10 protein-coding genes and 1 tRNA gene are annotated in these 15,405 nt (G+C 43.7%); 10 read left to right on the top strand and 1 reads right to left on the bottom strand.

Features of this window, described 5'->3' with window-relative positions; genetic code table 11:
• The first annotated feature begins 1 nt into the window (after position 1).
• The 10 genes from BN587_RS04250 (at position 2) to BN587_RS04205 (ending at position 14,009) form a co-directional block, all read left to right on the top strand.
• The gene (locus BN587_RS04250; RefSeq protein WP_021719907.1) at positions 2 to 862 is read left to right on the top strand and encodes an NAD(+)/NADH kinase; all 861 of its coding nucleotides are present in this window, start codon (positions 2 to 4) and stop codon (positions 860 to 862) included.
• A 294-nt stretch (positions 863 to 1,156) separates the two neighbouring features.
• Positions 1,157 to 1,606 (top strand): arginine repressor, encoded by a 450-nt coding sequence (gene argR, locus BN587_RS04245; protein ID WP_021719906.1) that lies wholly within the window; start codon positions 1,157 to 1,159, stop codon positions 1,604 to 1,606.
• Between the two features lie 15 nt (positions 1,607 to 1,621).
• Positions 1,622 to 3,355: a DNA repair protein RecN gene (gene recN / locus BN587_RS04240; protein WP_021719905.1), complete on the top strand. Its 1,734-nt coding sequence runs from the start codon at positions 1,622 to 1,624 to the stop codon at positions 3,353 to 3,355.
• A gap of 9 nt (positions 3,356 to 3,364) precedes the next feature.
• On the top strand, positions 3,365 to 3,925 hold the full coding sequence (locus tag BN587_RS04235; protein WP_021719904.1) for an NUDIX domain-containing protein: 561 nt from the start codon (positions 3,365 to 3,367) through the stop codon (positions 3,923 to 3,925).
• A 228-nt stretch (positions 3,926 to 4,153) separates the two neighbouring features.
• On the top strand, positions 4,154 to 5,980 hold the full coding sequence (gene pepF / locus BN587_RS04230) for an oligoendopeptidase F (protein WP_021719903.1): 1,827 nt from the start codon (positions 4,154 to 4,156) through the stop codon (positions 5,978 to 5,980).
• A gap of 92 nt (positions 5,981 to 6,072) precedes the next feature.
• A complete protein-coding gene (locus BN587_RS04225; protein WP_021719902.1) occupies positions 6,073 to 7,056 on the top strand; it encodes a Wadjet anti-phage system protein JetD domain-containing protein in 984 nt (327 codons plus the stop codon).
• A gap of 8 nt (positions 7,057 to 7,064) precedes the next feature.
• The gene (locus BN587_RS04220) at positions 7,065 to 8,675 is read left to right on the top strand and encodes a hypothetical protein (protein ID WP_021719901.1); all 1,611 of its coding nucleotides are present in this window, start codon (positions 7,065 to 7,067) and stop codon (positions 8,673 to 8,675) included.
• A gap of 4 nt (positions 8,676 to 8,679) precedes the next feature.
• The gene (locus BN587_RS04215) at positions 8,680 to 9,402 is read left to right on the top strand and encodes a DUF6063 family protein (protein WP_021719900.1); all 723 of its coding nucleotides are present in this window, start codon (positions 8,680 to 8,682) and stop codon (positions 9,400 to 9,402) included.
• Positions 9,389 to 13,813: a hypothetical protein gene (locus BN587_RS04210; protein WP_021719899.1), complete on the top strand. Its 4,425-nt coding sequence runs from the start codon at positions 9,389 to 9,391 to the stop codon at positions 13,811 to 13,813. The genes BN587_RS04215 and BN587_RS04210 overlap by 14 nt, the downstream gene beginning before the upstream one ends.
• Positions 13,814 to 13,922: 109 nt before the next feature.
• Positions 13,923 to 14,009, top strand: a tRNA-Leu gene (locus BN587_RS04205).
• Between the two features lie 333 nt (positions 14,010 to 14,342).
• Here the strand turns inward: BN587_RS04205 and BN587_RS04200 are convergent.
• A complete protein-coding gene (locus BN587_RS04200; protein ID WP_021719898.1) occupies positions 14,343 to 14,960 on the bottom strand; it encodes a helix-turn-helix domain-containing protein in 618 nt (205 codons plus the stop codon).
• Positions 14,961 to 15,405: the final 445 nt, after the last annotated feature.

The following is a 15,405-nucleotide window of genomic DNA, read 5'->3' as shown; positions in this document are numbered from 1 at the left end:
GATGCAAAAGAAACGTTTAGGGATTTTCCCCAACCTTGGTAAAGAAAACGTCTGCATTGCTCTGCCGGAATTTATTCAGCTCTGCAAGGACTGGGGACTTGAGCCGGTGTTGCCTGTGGATGTGGCGCAGCAGTATGGCGTAAGCAGCTACAATAAAAGTGAGCCGCAGACGCTGAAAACGCTGGACTATGGTGTCAGCCTCGGCGGTGACGGTACACTGCTGCAGATGGCGCGCCACCTTGCACCGCTCGATGTGCCTGCCTTCGGTATCAACTTCGGCAAGCTGGGATTTTTGGCAGAGATTGATTTGCAGGGTATGTATAAGGCTATCAGCCGTCTGGCACAGGGCAACTATACGCTAGAAAGCCGCAGTCTGCTGCAGGCCAGAGTTATCTGCGGCGATAAGCTGCTTGCTACGGCGCATGCGCTCAATGATTTAGTTCTGGCTAAGGGCATGTTCAGCAAGCTGGCGCATATGATGCTTTTTATTAACGGACGTTTATCCGGTAAATATGCGGCAGATGGTCTGATTATCGCAACGGCAACCGGTTCTACGGCATATTCTCTCTCAGCAGGCGGACCGCTTGTTATGCCGGAGCTTGATGTCAGCGTCATTACTCCTGTCTGCGCACATTCGCTGACGAACAGAGCGCTTGTTATTCCTATGTCGGAAACAATAGAGCTCAGGCCGATTCCCGGCAGTGAGGAAATGCTGCTTTCGGCTGACGGCGAAAATGTTATCGAGGTGCCTAACGATACCAGTGTGCATATCGCCAAATCGCCTTACGAGATGAAGTTTGTAAGACTTACGCGACGCGATTATTATCAGACTTGGCAACAGAAATTAATGCGCAATCTGTAAGTCGGCGCACGATAAGGCACCGTATACGTCATTAGGGCTCCTCGACGTAGCAGTAGTACGCCATCGTCGCCCTTCTTCGTCTCCGGTACCTTCTCGTGTGCCGTGACGTAGACGAAGGATAGATGTACAGGGCGCGGCGGCGCATGATAAGGCACTATTGTATACGTCACCAGGACTACTAAATCTACATAAATAAATACGTAAGGCATTACTATACATCATAACCTTTATAGAAGTATCATGATTATAGGAAAGTAAGACATAGAAATATTTTGCTTTTAGAGGTGATTGACTATGAAAATGACCAGACACGCTAAAATTAAAGAGATTATTGACAACAATAAAATTGAAACGCAGGAGGATTTGGCTTCCGCTTTACGTCATCAGGGCATTGATGTTACGCAGGCTACGGTTTCGCGTGATATCAAGGAACTGATGCTGGTCAAGGTGCCGGATGCCAACGGACATTATCACTATGCTTATCCGAAGGAGCACAGCTCGATGCTGACCATGGAGCGTCTGGAGCGTACCTTTAACGATTCTATCGTCAGTGTACGTGCTTCCGACAGCATGGTGGTAATCCGCACGCTGCCGGGCACAGCGCAGGCTGTTGCCTTTGCCGTAGACTACATGAAATGGCCGGAGATTCTTGGTTCTATTGCCGGTGATGACACCGTTTTCATTGCTCTGCCAAACAAAGAAGCTGTAATCACTCTGCTGGAACGCTTCAAGGATTACAGATAAGCGAGGCAAGAGATTATGCTGCAATCATTGCATGTTCACAATTTTGCACTGTTAGAGGACGCGCATGCTGATTTTACCTCCGGCTTCAATGTTTTTACAGGCGAAACCGGTGCCGGTAAATCTATTCTGATAGATGCCTTTGGCATGGTGCTTGGCGGGCGCTCTTCTGCCGATTATGTGCGCAGCGGTACTGACGGACTGTGGGTGCAGGCTGTTTTTGACGTGAGCGGTCAGCAGGAGATTAAAGCGCTGCTGGCGGAGCACGGTCTGGAGCCGGAGGAGGATTTATTTCTGAAGCGTCAGATAAGTGCTGCGGGCAAGAGCCGCGCTTTTATCAACGGCGTGCAGGTGCCTTTGGCTGTGCTGAAGGCTATCGGTGCGCGTTTAGTTGATATTCACGGCCAACATGAAAACCAGGCTTTGCTGAAGCCGGATGCGCCGCTGCATCTGACAGATGCTTTTGGCGGTCCGAAGCTGGCGCAGGCACTGCAGGAGTATAAGCAGCTTTACAGCGAATATACCGCTGCAGTCAAGCATTTGAGCAAACTGGAGCAGGAAAATGAGCAGCAGGATTTGCTGCTGGACCGTTACGCTTGGGAAATCAAGGAGATTTCGGACGCTGCCTTGAAGCCTGGCGAGGAAGATGGCCTGGAGGCGGAGGCACGCCTGCTGCAGAACAGTGAGCGCATTATGAAGGCTGTTGACAGCTCTTATCAGCAGCTTGATGAGGAGGACGCAATTCTTTCGCGTTTGGCAAGAGTGCGCGACCAGCTGCAGTATGCGGCACGCTACGACAGCCGTCTGGCGCCGTTGGCAGAGTGTGCTGACAGTGCCTGGATCAGCTTGGACGATTGCCGCACGGAGCTGAGCGAATATATGGCAGGCAGTGAGTTTAACGGTGAGCGTGCGGCGCAGGTGCAGCATCGCCTTGATATTATTTACCGCCTGCAGAAAAAGTACGGCGGCAGTACGCAGTCGGCGCTGGAATATCTGCAGCAGACACAGGAAAAGCTGGAACAGCTGCAGCAGATCGCAAAGCTCTTAGAGCAGGCGCAGAAGGCTGTGGCGGAAGCGGTTGTGCGTTTGGGACGTGCTGCCGCAGTGCTGACGCAGCTGCGTGAAGCCAGCGCACAGGCGTTGGCGCAGCGCATTACGCAGCATATCCGTGATTTGGCGATGCCTAACGGTGTGCTGCAGATAAAGTGCGGTCAGCTGGACAAGTTTATGCCGCTGGGTCGCGATGAGCTGAAATTTATTTTCAGCGCGAATATGGGCGAGCCGTTGAATGACCTGGAAAAGGTTGCGAGCGGCGGCGAGCTGAGCCGTATTGCATTGGCTGTTAAGACTGTGCTGATGAACAGCGGCGATGTTGCTACGATGGTATTCGACGAGATTGATACCGGTGTCGGCGGTGTTACGGCGCAGAAGATGGCGGAAAAAATTGCTGCTATTTCCAGTGTCGGTCAGGTGCTGTGTATTACGCATTTGCCGCAGATTGCTGCCTTTGCGGATAATCATATTCATATTGAGAAGCAAAGTGCTGACGGACGCACGGTAACGCAGCTGACAACGCTTGATTATAACGGACGTCTGCAGGAGCTGGTGCGCATGACGGCAGGCCGCCGGAGGGGGGTGGTGCGCATGAGGGCGGGCGAACCTGCCAGCAGGGCAGCCTTTGAAAGTGCTACCGAGCTGCTGCAGGGTGCGGAGCAGATAAAAAGCAGCTTGAAGCAACTGCAGGAGAAATGAGGTAAGATAATGCTGAAAAAATTTCATGAGGCGGCTTTAGATGAAATATATGTACCGGGAAGCAATGAGGAGGTCTTTAGCGGCCGCCTGCTGAAGGTGCAGCGCGACCACGTAACGCTGCCGAACGGTAATGATACAACGCGTGAATATATCCGTCATCCGGGCGCAGTGGCGATTGTACCGGTGCTGGCTGACGGACGCGTGGTGCTGGTAAAGCAGTGCCGTTATCCGCTTGCTACATTGCTGTGGGAGATTCCGGCAGGCAAGCTGGACCATGGTCCGGAGGAGGATACATTGGAATGCGCGAAGCGTGAGCTGAGCGAGGAAACAGGCTATGACGCAGAGCGTTGGGAGAAGCTGATCAGCATTGCGACTACGCCGGGATTTTCCGATGAGATTATTCATTTATATAAGGCCTGGGGACTGCAAAAGTTTACCCAGCATACCGATGAGGACGAATTCATCGGCGTGCAGGCCTTTACTCCCGCAGAGCTGCGTCGCATGGTCGCTGACGGCGAGCTGTATGATGCCAAAACTCTGTGCGCTCTTTATGCTGCTAAGGTAATTTGAAAAAGTCAATCACAATAGTTATTTGAGGCTGCTGAGAAGGCAGCCTCTTTTTTCGTGCCGTAGCTTGTCAAGCTGGCGGTAGTTATTTATAATAAAGAGGTGAGTGCCTGGGCAATTTATCAGCGCAGGCAATTGATACATGAAGTTATAGGATATCTGCATATCCTGTTATGACAAAATTTTACGGCAGCGCTTGTACTGCCAGCTTTAATAAGGAGCTGATTGATAATGACAGAAGAAAAAAATACTACTCCGCTTCATGGCAACAATATTGCCAGAGAGCAGATTCCGGCAGCCTGCAAATGGCAGGTAAGTGATATATATGCCAGTGAAAATGATTGGCAGGCGGCCTGCGAAGAATATAAGAGCAAGCTGCCGCAGCTGCAGGCTATGCAGGGCCAACTGAATACTGCAGCCGCAGTCTGTGCAGCCTTAAAGCTGCAGGAAGAGTTGGCAAAGCTGCTGGATAAGATTTACGCTTACGCACGCTTGCAGCAGGATGCGGATAATACGGACCAGAAGCTGCAGGCGCTCGCAGGCGAGGCCGAAGGTATGGCAGCAGCCTTCAGTAACGCTAACGCCTTTGTAGAGCCGGAAATGCTGGCCTTAGGCAAAGAAAAACTGCTGCAAATGCTGGACGAAGAGCCTGCATTGGCAGAATACCGTTTTTATATTGAAAATATGGTTCGTTTATCAGACCATGTTTTGTCCGCAGATAAAGAGGCTGTTTTTGCGCAAAGCCATTTGGCAACAGGTACTGCAGCAGCGGCCTTCCGCGCGCTCGTGAGTGCCGATATGCAGTTCCCGGAAATTACCGACGGACAGGGCAACAAGACCAGCGTCAGCGAAGGCTGCTATCTGCTGAATATGACCTCTCCTGACCGTGTACTGCGTAAAAATTCCTTTACCGGCCTGATGAATACCTATCATCAATACCGCAATACGCTGGCAGCAACACTCACAGGCTCTGCACGCACCGGTTATTTCTATGCTACCGTGCATAACTACAAGGATACACTGGAAGCAGCACTGGCGGAGGATAATATTCCGTCCAGTCTCTACGACGGACTTATTGATACTGTGCATGATAATTTTGCACCGCTGCATGAATACATCCAATTAAAGAAGGACGTACTTGGCGTAGATGAATTCCATTACTATGACATGTATATTCCTATTTCTACCGCAGGTGACAGCTTTGCCTGCAGCTTCCCGGAGGCCTGCACCAAGGTTGAGGAGGCACTGGCACCGTTAGGCAAGGAATATCTTGCGGCGCTGCATAAAGGCATGACCGAAGGCTGGATTGACGTATATGAAAACAAGGGTAAGCGCTCTGGCGCATATTCCTGGGGCGTGTACGGCGTGCATCCCTTTGTGCTGCTAAATTATCAGCCGCGCTATAACAGCATTTCTACCATTGCGCACGAAATGGGCCATGCTATGCACAGCTATTTCAGCAGTCAGGCACAAAGCTACGTTAATTCGGAATATACGATTTTCTGCGCTGAGGTTGCGTCCACGACGAACGAAAACCTGCTGTTGGAGCATACATTGAAGCATGCTACGGCAGAGCAGAAAATTTATCTTTTGAACCAGTTCCTTGAGGCAGTACGCACAACGGTTTACAGACAGGTGCAGTTTGCTGAATTCGAAAGATATATTCACGGCGAAATAACTGCAGGCCGTTCTCTGCAGGCCGAAAAGCTGGAGGAATACTGGCTGCAGAGCAACAGGGATTACTATGGCCCGGCGCTGACTGTGGACAAGGAATTGGCAAGCGAATGGTCACGTATACCGCACTTTTACACACCGTTTTATGTGTACAAGTACGCAACAGGCTACAGTGCAGCGACAGCGTTCGCCAGTGCAATTTTAAGCGGCGAAGCGGGAGCGGTGGAAAAATATCTGGGCTTCCTGCATGCGGGCGGCAGCGATTATTCGCTGAACATCCTGAAGAACGCCGGCGTGGATTTGAATACGCCGCAGCCTGTAACGGTAACGCTGCAGAGGTTTGCTGCTAAGCTTAAGGAGCTGAAGGCGCTGTTGGGAAAGTAAATTAAAGTAAGATAAAATATGGTATAATACTCCTAAGGCAGATTGGTTAAAGTTATTCAGCTGCTTTAGGAGTTTTTTGTTTGAGGTGCACAATGAAAAAGCGCAGGACATTGGAAGAAATTTTAGGCAGTAAGATTAATGCTGAATATAGCGAACAGCATGCTTATATCATGGAGCTTGTGGGTAGTGGGCGGATAAAGCCTGTACTTGCGTCGAAGAAAAACGGCAAGAAGCCATCGTTGTATCGGGAATACTGGGAGCTGGAGGAGAAGCAGGATTATTCAGCGTTAAAACAGGAGCTTTTGTTTAACCTGGCTCCGCAAATTAATATAACATATTATCAGAATAATCTTGTAGCCTATAATAAAGAACGCAAGGATGTTTTACAGCTTAGCAGTTTCTTGCAGAACAGTGCTGCTCTACTTACGAAGCAGGTTTCTTATAACGAGCGCAGCTTCCAAATCTGGCAAAGGGAAAAGTTTTTGCTTCAGGGAACAGGCAAAAAAATATTGAGTCACTGCGGTTTGGAGCTTGCTAAACTAAACTGTTACAGTACTGCTGAACCCTTTGCTTATTTTGCTGCAACACGCGCAGTACCGCAAAAGCTGTTGATTATAGAAAATAAAGATACCTTTTTTAGCATGAGAAAGCATCTGCTGGCAGGAAACAACCAGCTTTTGGGAGAAAATATAAGTACTGTTATTTACGGTGCCGGCAAAAGAGTTGTCAGCTATTTTCAAGAGTTTAACGCCAGCGCTGAACCATACATGCTGGCAGACGGAAATGAGCTGTTGTACTTTGGCGATTTGGATTACGAAGGCATAGGCATTTATGAAACGCTGGCAGAAAGCTTTGCAGAGCAGGGGGAGATTAAACCGTTTATTCCTGCGTATCTGGCGATGCTGGCGATGGCGGATAATTACAAGCAGCTGCCGCCGACGAAAAAAGACCAGAACCGTAATCTGCAGGGAGCTTTCTTCCGTTATTTTCCCGTAAATGCGCAATCGCAAATGCAAAGTATTTTGCAGCAGGATTTGTATATCCCGCAGGAGATTTTGACGATAAGTGATTTTTGAGGTTGATTATGCAGTACGATTTTTTGAAGGATTTTACGAGACGCATGAAATGCGTAGGCTTATATGCTCTGCTTTATGATAATAGCAGTCAGAAGTATATCTGGAAGGAACGGGGCTTTAACACTCTGGACGAGCAGCTGAATGTTATTTTTTCTGTGATGCTTTATATTATGGAGCAGTCACTGAAGGAAGAAAGCTGTACTATTGATAATATTACTGTTTTTTTGGACAGTCTTAACGAAAAGTATTATAAAAAGTCCATGAGCTATGCTGAATGCAGTGATTTGGCTAAGTTCATTGTTAACGTGGTACTGTCCAACGAAGGAAGGCCGATGTATTTTGGCGGCTATGATTATGAGCAGCAGGAGATGAAGAAACTGCACATCAGCTATGTCAACAATCGCATTATCTATGACGAACAGGATGTGCGCCGTACCTCGTATTATCTCACAGATGATGGCTATAATCTGCTTTTGGGGACACTGGAGGTTGAAAGCAACCTGAAGCTGACGATTCAGGAAATGATATTTAAGCTACATCTGGAGAAGCAAAGCTATGATAAGGCGTTGGATGATGTAAAAAATATCTTTAACCTGATGCGTATTCAACTACAAAAAATTCAGGCTGCTATGCTGAGGATAAGGCGCAATGCTTTGGAGTATAGTGTCAGCGAATATAGTGAGCTGTTATATGATAATCTGCAGACTATCGACCAGTCGAAGAAAAAATTCAAGGGACATCGCGATGTTGTGCAGGCACGTGTAGAGGATTTAGAGAAGCAGAATATCAGCTTAGATAGTTTGCCGCCTGATGATGTTGCCAAGCTACGGAATCTGCGTGAAATAGATAATTATTTAGGTCGTGCAATAGATGAATATCAAAAAATCTTAAATAATCATTTTGACCTTAAGGCCTTATATACAGCAGAGCTGGAAAAGGTTTCGCAAATGTCTCTGGTACAGCGCTTTAATTTACGTGCCGACTTTTATGAGAAGCTTTTAACGAAGCCGGAATGCCTGCAGAATTTAGATATATTTCTACATCCGTTATTTAATAAGGAACCTGAAAAGGCTGTTAATCCGAATCTTTTTCTGGAGCTGCAAAGAGTACGGCTGTTGGAAACTGAGTGGGAGGAAGAGGCAACTGAAAGCTTTGACGTTGAAGCTTGGGAGGCGGAGCAAAAAAAACTGCTGGAGGAAAGGCTAGCGCAGTACGAAGCAAGCTTGACTGTTATTCTGAAGTATACTATTAGCAAAGATCAGTTGCGCCTTTCTGAGCTGATAAAGCAGCTTAATCAGGATGAGCGCGAGCGCTTAGTACCAAATATAGCAGTATTTAAAGAGATTATGGTGGAACTGCTCAAGGTTCAGGAAATTGACATTGATAGCATGCGCATCGAGCGAGCAGAATTTATTCAGGAAGAGACGAAGGATTTTCGCCTGCAAAGTATGCTTTTGGATATTTTGGACAAACGTGCGCAATGGCAGAGAGTAAAAAAGCTTATAGTACATCGCCTACCGGAAGATAATCCGGTTTTGTTGAAGCAGCTTGATGAAAATACTGGTGTTTTGAAAAATATCCGTTGTTCTGATGTCATGCTGAAGGCAGTTTGGGAGTGAAAATATGGCTTATCAGATTGAAATAATTAAGCAGTCACAAAAAATATTTTATTACTTATTGGAGCATCACGAGCTACGAGAGAAAAAAGCACCGGAGCTACACAAAGCATATATTGAACAGGATGAAGTGCAAACGTTAGTTAAGTCGCAAGCAGATGCTGCTGATAGTCATGTAGAAGCGTATGGTGGCGTTATCTATCTTATACCAGGGCAGGAAAATAATTTCTTAGGCTATTCTAAAGGACAGTTGAAAAAAGAGCTTTGTCGCAGTAATGCTACCGACAAGGATTATTATTTGGTGCAGTTTGTTATCCTGGTGTTGTTGTTGGAGTTTTATGACGGGCAAGGCAGCAGCTCTAAGACGCGTGATTTTATTCTATTGGGAGATTTGCAGAATTCTGTAACAGACAAGCTCAAGGAAGGGGCAGCGCGTTATTCGGAGGATGAGCAGGCGCAGAATGGCATGGCCTTTACTGCTATGCGAGAGGCTTATGAGTCCTTGCGTTCTGATGAAAAAAGAAATCGTCAGAAAACCACTAAAGAAGGTTTTATGTTCAGCATTTTACATTTTCTGCAGGAGCAGGGTTTGATAGATTATATTGAGCAGGATGAAATGATTAAGACAACTCGCAAACTTGATCATTTTATGGATTGGAATCTGTTGAATAAGAATAATTTTGAGCGGGTGCAGAGAATTTTAGGAGCGGAAGAAAATGAGCAAGATTAATGCTATCAGGTTGGTTAATGTAAATTATAACCATAATTCCATTCATATCAGTGATGAAACACTGCACTTTAATGGCAGAAGCACGTTGATTTCCTTGCAGAATGGTGGTGGTAAGTCTGTACTGGTGCAACTTTTAACGGCACCATTTGTACAAAAGCGTTACCGTAATCTTAATGAGCGTAGTTTTGCCAGCTATTTTACTACATCTAAACCATCTTTTATCATGGTGGAATGGTTATTGGAGGATGACGCCGGTTACTGCCTTACAGGAATGATGGTGCATAAGAGCCAGAATATGGATAATGACGAGGAACTGGAGCTGATAAATTTTATCAGCGAGTATACCGAGCCCTGCGAGCAGGATATAAATCATCTGCCTGTTGTTGAGAGTGATAAAAAGGAGCTTAGAATTAAAAGCTTTAATGCTTGTCACAAGATGTTTGATGATTTTAAAAAGGAAAGAATAAACAGGTTTTTTTGTTATGATATGAATAACTCTGCGCAAAGTAGGCAGTATTTTGCCAAGCTTACTGAATATGGTATAGATTATCGTGAATGGCAGAATATCATTAAGAAAATCAACGAAGAGGAGTCTGGTCTTTCTAAGCTGTTTGCTGAATGCAAGGATGAGAAGGGCCTGGTAGAAAAATGGTTCCTCGATGCTGTAGAAAATAAGCTGAATAAAGGCAACAACAGGATGCAGGAGTTCCGCAATATCCTGGAAAAATATATCACTACTTATAACGAAAACTCTAATAAAATCCAACAGCAGGAAAAGCTTATTGCATTTCAGCAGGAGGCGACACCTATTTTGACATTTGGCAAAGAGTATGAAGCTTCTTCTGCTACTGTCGCTGTTAAGCTGAATAAAATTTATGAGTGCCTGGCTGAGCTTAACCGGTTCGCTGCTAAAAATGAAACGGAAATTGCTGTTTGCAATGCTGAATTGGATGCTTTAGGTAAACAATTGGTGCATTTGCTGCATGAAGAGTTTTCCAGTAATTTTTATTATGCAGAAGATAAAAAAGAAGCGTTAATCGTACTAAAAGAAGATAATGAACAGCAAAGCAGTCAACTGGAAGAGCAGTCACAATTATGGGAAAGGCGGCGGCATATTCTGGATTGTGCGGAATTGCAGGAGCGCTTAAATGAAGATTTGTTGGAATTACAAATGGTAGAGCAGAGAGTTACTGTTTCCCGTAAAAAGAATAAGGACCTTGAACCGGAGCGCGAATATATTGGCTATTTGCTGAAAGAATATATTGAGCAAGAGCTGCAAAAGATGCAGGAGCGCTTTCAGCAGGAAGAGAGTGACAAGAAGGCTTGTCTTGACTTACAAAAACAAGCTAAACAGGAACTATCAGAGTTAATCAGCAGATTGAATGAGCTGCATACTACGCAGGGACGTCTTCAAGGCTTAGTGCAGGCTTATGATGATGCTGAGGAAAGCTATAATAAAAAGTGGGAACCTGGCGCTGCTGGTTTGCAGCGTAATATGCTGGGCGAATATGATGCCGGTGCGTTAAAGGTTATGGCAGAAAAGCTGGTAGCTGATGAGCAGGAAGCTAGTGATAGGCAGAAACAGCAGCAGCAGAATTTAAGTGGCCTAAAAACTGCGTTTAGTGACTTGGAGCGTAGCTTACAGAATTGCTCAAAAGAAAGGGGCAGTAAAGAGCAGCTCGTAGTAGAACGTACTCAGGTTAAAAAACAGCTTGATGAACAGCTTGCAAAACGAAAAACATTACTGCAATATCTTCAGCTTGACGAGAAGTATCTTTTTGATAAAGAGTATATTCAAAAAGAGCTTTCCAAAAAGCTTTTGGAAATGGATGAAGCCAGAACAAAGCTGTTGCATAAATTAGATACAGTACAGAAAAAGTATCAGGAACTGCAGACTGGCAAAACCGTGGAGCTGTCAACTGAACTGGTGCAGATGCTGGAGCGTTTGGGAATAAATATTGTATATGGCATGGAATGGCTGAAAAACAATAAAAATAGTGAGGAATTGAACCTGGAGCTGGTAAAACAGCATCCGTTCCTGCCGTATGCTTTGATTATGACCGGCAAAGAAATAGAAGACCTGCAAAGGGCTGAAAAAAATATTTATACTTCACTCCCGGTGCCGATTATTTTACGCGAAAGCTTAACGCAAGCTACACAGATAAAGGTCGATAATGGTGTCCTTAAAAGTGCAGATGTGAATTTCTTTATGCTATTTAACGATAATCTGCTAAACGAAGAAAAACTGCAGCGTCTGCTGGCTGAATTGAAGGCAAAGCTGCAGAAGATTGAACAGGAGCTTCAGCAACGAAAGGCTGAATATGATTTATACAGTGCGAAATATAGCGAGCTGGTAGAACAGAGCCTTACCAAAGAAAGCTATGAGAGGCTGAAGGATGAGCTGCTTTCTTTGCAGGAGGCAATTGTCAAGCTGCAGAAGCGGGAGGAGCAGTGCCAGGCAGAAAAAGCTGATAATTTACTGACACAGGAAAATATTAGCCAAGATTTAGCGAAAATAGGCCAGATGATAGAAAAGCTGAAACTGCATCAGGAGGCATTGCAACAGTTGACAGTAAAATATCAGCAATATCTGCTTGATAATAAGCAACTATACGAATGCAATAATACCTTGGCTAATGCAGAAAATGCAAAGCAAAGCCTGGACGATAAGCTTGAAAAATTGCAAAATAAGCTTGAGTGGCAAATAAAATATCTTGCGGATCTTTCAGGTAACATGAAAGCTTTAGATGATGAAATGGCTCAATATGCAGGCTATAAGCAGGTGCCTAAGCCAAAAAATTTTGCTGATGATATTGCGCAGAATACTGAATCCTTGAAAGCACGGTTAAATAGCATTAAGGAAAAGCTTTCCGGAGAATTAAGAGCTCTTGAGGATAATAGAGCAAATCTCGCAAGAAAGGTGAAAAAGGTTGAACAAAAGCTGCAAGATAGAGCAAATCGTTTTGGACTGGAAAGCAAAGAATGGGTGAATGAGCGTTATAGCGAAGCTAAAATGCAGGAGCTGGATGCAAAGCAGAAGCAGTTGACTCAAGATAAGAAAAAGCTTGGAGAAGCACGTATAGATATTGAAAAAAGATTAACACAGGTGCAGGGGGAGCAAAATAATATTCTCAGACAGATGGAAGAAAAATGCCATGCTGTTGAGCCTTTGCCTAAGGATGAAGTTGTTGAGAAAAATTTTTCAGAAGAGAAAAATATGCTTCAGTATAAGCGCACTCTAAAGGAAGAGTTGCAAAAATCCTTGGGAGAACAGGAGCAGAATATTAGGGAGAATATTGTTGGCTTGGCTGAATATAGTGAAGGAGCGACAAATGTAGAGTGGTGTGAAAGCTTTAATTTGGAGGATTTTTCACAAGAAGAGCTGTCAAGCTATACGTTATCGTTGAGAAAAGAATATAAGACTGCTCAGGTGCAGGAAGATGAGGCGAAACGAAAGCTGGAGCAGGCTCTTATCAGGTTGCGTAACGTAGAAGCATTTCAAGAGGATTCTTATAAAAAATGCATAGATATGTTGCAGGAGCTTACTAGCGATGCTCAGATCTTTGTAAAGCAGCTTAATGCTGTTTTAGAGTCCTATGTCAGAATATCTGAAAAGCTGCAGGTTGATATTGCTATAGTTAAGCAGGAAAAAGAACAAATCATTACTCAGTTAGAGGATTATCTTAAGGAAGTTCACAAGCAATTAGGATATATTGATCGCAATTCTAGCATTCAAATTCGTGGTCATTATGTAAAAATGCTCAAATTGCAGCTTCCTGACTGGGAGGAAAGCGCTAATATTTATCATCGTAGTATTACAGATTTAGTAGATACAATAGCGGAAAAAGGATTGGCAAAATTAAGCAAAGGTGAACCCCTCACTGAACTGCTTGGTAAGCTGTTGACTACCAAAGAACTTTTCGATGCCGTTGTTGGTATTAATAATGTTCATGTGCAGATGTTCAAGGTTGAGGCGCAACGTGAAATACAGATTTCCTGGCGTGACGTAGCACGTAATTCCGGTGGCGAGGGCTTTTTATCAGCATTTGTTATTCTTTCGAGCCTTTTGTATTACATGCGTCGTGATGATGCAGACGTTTATGCAGACCGCAATGAAGGCAAGGTACTAATGATGGACAATCCGTTTGCTCAGACTAATGCCGCGCATCTGCTTACGCCGTTAATGGAAATGGCAGCAAAAAATAATACTCAGCTGATATCCTTTACCGGACTTGGTGGTGAATCGATTTATAATTGTTATGACAACATCTATGTTTTAAACTTGATTTCGTCTAAGCTGAGTAATATTTCTTATTTGAAAAGCAAGCATATTGCCGGTAATGATGGGGAGTTTCTGAGTCTGGCGCGTGTTGAGGTGACCGATGAAGGGCAGATGGATAGTCTGTTCTAAGAGGTATTTTCCTAGCAAGTAACCCCCTATAAGAATTTTTAAATAAGGCTATTGACAAAGCTTTAAGAAACGAGTATAATTACTATTGTTCCGAGTGATTGGAACTTATGCCGAAGTGGCGGAATTGGCAGACGCACTTGACTCAAAATCAAGCGGGTTCACGCTCGTGCCGGTTCGAGTCCGGCCTTCGGCACCAGTAAACTTAGCGGTTTATCGAAAGATAGACCGCTTTTTTGTATTTCAGAAAATGCAACTGCAATAGCTGCGCAACAAACATGATTTTTATCCAAAATCAGCTTTTGACAAGAAAACGTGATACAAAAAGAAATAAACATACCTCTGAGGACGCTATATTTCGCTTCTAAGGGCATGAAACTATGATTTAGGTATTCCTGCGTAGGCAATAAAAAATGCAATACAGGGCATTTTAGAGCAAAATTAGCTGTATTGCATAACAGACAATTTAAAATTTTAATCACACAACGGCTTTGTAAGACCAGAAAAACTGGCTTTACAAAGCTTTTTTGCGTTACTGAAGACTAAAACAGGGCTGAGTATCCTGATCTCTAGATGCAAGTAAATGCGAGAGATTGGAAAGCTGCTCCTGATTACTTGCAAAATTAGCAGAGAAATTACCCAAGAGAATTTTATCAAACTCCAAAAAATTATCATTCTTTATAATCTTTAAAACATCATCTTGTAATAATCCTAAATTATTTAAACTTCCAAGATAAGAAATGAGAAAGCTATAAAGCAAAAAAACAATATTCGCTCTAACAGATAAAGAGAAATGCTTTTTTCGCAATGTAATATTCCAATATTCGTTAGGTATTTCGTTTAAAACTTTACAAGAAAGAGAATTGAGAGAAAGAGTTTTAATTATAAATAATAAATCCTTCTCATTCTTTTCAATATAAGAATCAATATATGGATTTTGTGAAACACCAAACAACCAATCAAATGAAACTGAAAAAACTCTTGAGAATTTATTAAGAAGTTCAACTGAAAGAGAGTTCCTATTTTCTTCAATACGAAAAATAGTAGCTTTACTTTTTATATTTAATAAATCGGCAACGTCACTTAAAGTTAAACAATATGCTGTACGTATCAGCTTCCAATGTCGGCCAATTTCACATAAGTCAGACAATACAGACACCTCCAAAAAATTGACATAAAGCAAAAAAATGCGATATAATTAAATTACAGGCGTTTCACACTATGAAACCTGCATTACGAAACGTTTAAAATCCAACTTGCTCCAACATTATTTTACCAAAAAAGCATTAGAGCATCAAGAAGTACGATTGCTATAAAGGCGTTAATTTAGCTCGAAATACGATGATTTTAAATTACTACAAATCGTCACTGACAAATAAGGTGCTATATACTTATAAACTTTAGAGTAAGTAAGGTAGTAGTATATATATTAATACTACTACTAGGGAGCGATTTTGAAAAGCTGTGGATAACTTGAAAGTCAATAATAAAAGTCAATAATAGTAACTAAAATATAAAATTCAATATCTTAAAGTAATAATAGCTCGCTGATGAGATTACCTAAAGTCACTGACGAGATTACCTAAAGTCACTGA

This window comes from Phascolarctobacterium succinatutens CAG:287 (assembly GCF_000434895.1).
GTDB lineage: Bacteria > Bacillota > Negativicutes > Acidaminococcales > Acidaminococcaceae > Phascolarctobacterium_A > Phascolarctobacterium_A succinatutens_A.
Note: the sequence above shows the minus strand (reverse complement) of the source record. Positions and strands in the feature narration are given on the sequence as shown.

What these genes read in the sequence shown, in the direction of transcription:
- BN587_RS04215 (WP_021719900.1), top strand. Translation starts at nt 8,680, where the DNA reads ATGGCTTATCAGATTGAAATAATTAAGCAGTCACAAAAAATATTTTAT.
- BN587_RS04235 (WP_021719904.1), top strand. Translation starts at nt 3,365, where the DNA reads ATGCTGAAAAAATTTCATGAGGCGGCTTTAGATGAAATATATGTACCG.
- BN587_RS04225 (WP_021719902.1), top strand. Translation starts at nt 6,073, where the DNA reads ATGAAAAAGCGCAGGACATTGGAAGAAATTTTAGGCAGTAAGATTAAT.
- pepF (WP_021719903.1), top strand. Translation starts at nt 4,154, where the DNA reads ATGACAGAAGAAAAAAATACTACTCCGCTTCATGGCAACAATATTGCC.
- BN587_RS04250 (WP_021719907.1), top strand. Translation starts at nt 2, where the DNA reads ATGCAAAAGAAACGTTTAGGGATTTTCCCCAACCTTGGTAAAGAAAAC.
- BN587_RS04220 (WP_021719901.1), top strand. Translation starts at nt 7,065, where the DNA reads ATGCAGTACGATTTTTTGAAGGATTTTACGAGACGCATGAAATGCGTA.
- BN587_RS04210 (WP_021719899.1), top strand. Translation starts at nt 9,389, where the DNA reads ATGAGCAAGATTAATGCTATCAGGTTGGTTAATGTAAATTATAACCAT.
- argR (WP_021719906.1), top strand. Translation starts at nt 1,157, where the DNA reads ATGAAAATGACCAGACACGCTAAAATTAAAGAGATTATTGACAACAAT.
- recN (WP_021719905.1), top strand. Translation starts at nt 1,622, where the DNA reads ATGCTGCAATCATTGCATGTTCACAATTTTGCACTGTTAGAGGACGCG.